Below are 3,528 nucleotides of genomic sequence, written 5' to 3'. Positions count from 1 at the left end.
CCACCGCGGTCGCCGCACCCCTCTCCCGGACCTGGGCCTCGAACAACTCCGGAAGAGTCGCCACCGGCACCTCAAGCGCGGTGTCATTCCACTCGGCCAGGACCCGGTCCCGTTCTCCACCGATCAGCACGTCTATGCGATGCACGGGAATGTCCGGATCCCCGGCCACCGCCTCCAGCACGGCTATCAGCCGTGCGGCCAGCAACTCGACCGTCTCCCGGTCGAACAGATCGGCCGCGTACTCCAGCGATCCGTCCAGTCCGTCGGCATCGCGACGCTCGGCCAGACTGACGGCCAGATCGAACTTGGCCGTCCCCGAGTCGACCGGCAGCGGCGTCCACGACAGCCCCGGCAGGTCCAGTTCCGGCACCACGTTGTTCTGGAAGGCCAGGTTTATCTGGAACAGGGGGTGCCGGGCCATGGAACGCTCGGGATTGAGCAACTCCACCAAACGCTCGAACGGCACATCCTGATGGGCGTAGGCGGCCAGATCCGTCTCACGCACCCGATCGACCAACTCCCGAAACGACGGATCCCCCGACACATCGGTCCGCAACACCAGCGTGTTGACAAAGAACCCGACCAGATCGTCCAGCGCCTGATCCGTACGACCGGCCACCGGAGACCCGATCGGAACATCACTCCCCGCACCCAACCGGCTCAACAGGGCCGCAAGCCCGGCCTGAAGCACCATGAACATCGTCGCACCGGACTCACGCGCCACCCGCTCCAAATCACGATGCAACCGCGCCGAAACCTCAAACGGCACCACACCCCCACGATGACTGGCACGCGCGGGACGCTGCCGGTCGAACGGCAGTCCCAACTCGTCCGGAATCCCGGCCAGCGCATGCTTCCAGTACTCCAGCTGCTGACTGATCAGGCTGGCCGCGTCCTCCTCATCACCCAGCAGCTCCCGCTGCCAGAGCGCATAGTCGGCATACTGCACCGGCAACGGCGCCCACCGAGGAGCCACATCATCCACACGAGCCCGATACGCCACCGCAACGTCACGAGCCAACGGCGCCAGCGACCACCCATCCCCCGCGATGTGATGCAACACCAGCAACAACACATGCTCACCGCCCGACACCCGGAACAAACAAGCCCGGAACGGCAACTCAACCGAAACATCAAACCCACGGCGCGTTTCCCTCTCAACCGCCGCCTGAAGATCGCCGTCCTCACCGACCTCCACCCCCCGCAACCCCGGCCAGCACGAAACGTCCAGAACCTGCTGACGAGCGACCCCGTCCACCTCGGGAAACAACGTCCGCAACGACTCATGCCGCCCGACCACATCCCGCAACGCCGCCCCCAACGCCACGACGTCCAACCCACCCGCCAACCGCAACGCGATAGGAATGTTGTAGGTCGCGGTACCGTCGTCGAAACGGTTCAGGAACCAAAGGCGCTGCTGAGCGAACGACAGCGGAACCACACCAGAGCGCTCCACCGCCACCAACGCCGGACGAGCCTCCTCACCCGAAACCGCCAGCCACTCCGCAAGACCCGCCACCGTCGGCGCCTCGAACACCGCACGCAAAGGAACCTCGGCCCCGACCACCGCACGCAAACGACTCACCAGCCGAGTCGCCGACAGCGAATGACCCCCCAGATCAAAGAACGAGTCGTCGACACCGACCCGCTCCACCCCCAGCACCTCGGCGAACACCCCGCTCAACACCTCCTCCAACGACGTACGCGGGGTTCGGTGCGCGACCTTCCCTGAAGCGGCGAGGGCGGTCGTCGAGGGTTTGGGCAGAGCCTTGAGGTCGATCTTGCCGTTCGCGCTCAACGGCATACGGTCCAGGAACACCATCGCAGCCGGAACCATCGCCTCCGGCAGGTTCTCCCGTACGAAGGCCCGCAGTTCTTCCGGGGTGATCGTTGAACCCGGCACCGGTACCACATAACCGATCAACCGTGGGGTGCCGACCGGGACCGCGGCCGCGGCCCGCCACTGATCGGCTCCAGGCAGCGCGATCTGCCCGACGGTCTGGGCCGGGTCGGCCACCACGACCTCAAGGAGCTCGACCAGCCAGTCGCCGAACGCCTGCGCGGTTGCCTGGTGGAACAGTTCGGTGGCGTATTCGATCGTCGCCGCCAGCCCGCCGGATCCGTCCGGCTCGAACACGAACTCCAAGTCGAACTTGGCGACGCCTTCCGCAACCCGTTCCACCTCGACCGTGAGGCCTGACAGCTCAGGCACGGCCTCGGAGTTGTTCTGCAGCGTGAGCATCACCTGGAACAGGGGGTGCCGGGCCATGGAACGCTCGGGATTGAGCAACTCCACCAGACGCTCGAACGGCACGTCCTGATGGGCGTAGGCGGCCAGATCCGCCTCACGCACCCGATCGACCAACTCCCGAAACGACGGATCCCCCGACACATCGGTCCGCAACACCAGCGTGTTGACGAAGAACCCGACCAGATCGTCCAGCGCCTGATCCGTACGACCGGCCACCGGAGACCCGATCGGAACATCACTCCCCGCACCCAACCGGCTCAACAGGGCCGCAAGCCCGGCCTGCAGCACCATGAACAGGCTCGCCTGACGCTCCCGAGCCAAACGCTCCAAACCGTCCCGCAGCCCCGCGCTCAACTCGAACGCGACCGAGCCGCCCTCATACGATGCCCGCACGGGACGCTGCCGGTCGAACGGCAGTCCCAACTCGTCCGGAATCCCGGCCAGCGCATGCTTCCAGTACTCCAGCTGCTGACTGATCAGGCTGGCCGCATCCTCCTCGCTGCCCAGCAGCTCCCGCTGCCAGAGCGCGTAGTCGGCATACTGCACCGGCAACGGCGCCCACCGAGGAGCCACATCATCCACACGAGCCCGATACGCCACCGCAACGTCACGAGCCAACGGCGCCAGCGACCACCCATCCCCCGCGATGTGATGCAACACCAGCAACAACACATGCTCACCGTCCGACACCCGGAACAAACAGGCCCGGAACGGCAACTCAACCGACACATCAAAACCGCACTCGGCCTCCGCCGCGACCATCACACCAAGATCACCCTCACCGACCTCGACCACCCGCAACCCCGGCCAGCACGAAACATCCAAAACCTCCTGACGGGCAACCCCGTCCACCTCGGGAAACAAGGTCCGCAACGACTCATGCCGCCCGACCACGTCCCGCAACGCCGCCCCCAACGCCACGACGTCCAGCTCACCCGCCAACCGCAACGCGACAGGAACGTTGTAGGTCGCCGAACGCCCCTCCAGCCGATTCAAAAACCACAGACGCCGCTGAGCGAACGCCAGCGGAACCACACCAGAGCGCTCCGCCGCCACCAACGCCGGACGAGCCTCCCCGCCCGAAACCGCCAGCCACTCCGCAAGACCCACCACCGACGGCGCCTCGAACACCACACGCAAAGGAACCTCCACCCCCACCACCGCACGCAAACGACTCACCAACCGAGTCGCCGACAGCGAATGACCCCCCAGATCAAAGAACGAATCCTCGACACCGACCCGCTCCACCCCCAGCACCTCGGCGAACACCCCGCTCA

Annotated in this window: 1 protein-coding gene; it reads right to left on the bottom strand. The window is 66.0% G+C overall.

All coding sequences use genetic code 11. The features are described from left to right. A partial coding sequence (locus AB0N02_RS47220) for a condensation domain-containing protein (protein WP_363961733.1) occupies window positions 1–3,528 on the bottom strand: 3,528 nt, incomplete at both ends.

This window comes from Streptosporangium sp. NPDC051022 (genome assembly GCF_040683035.1).
Taxonomy (GTDB): Bacteria; Actinomycetota; Actinomycetes; order Streptosporangiales; family Streptosporangiaceae; genus Streptosporangium.
Note: the sequence above shows the minus strand (reverse complement) of the source record. Positions and strands in the feature narration are given on the sequence as shown.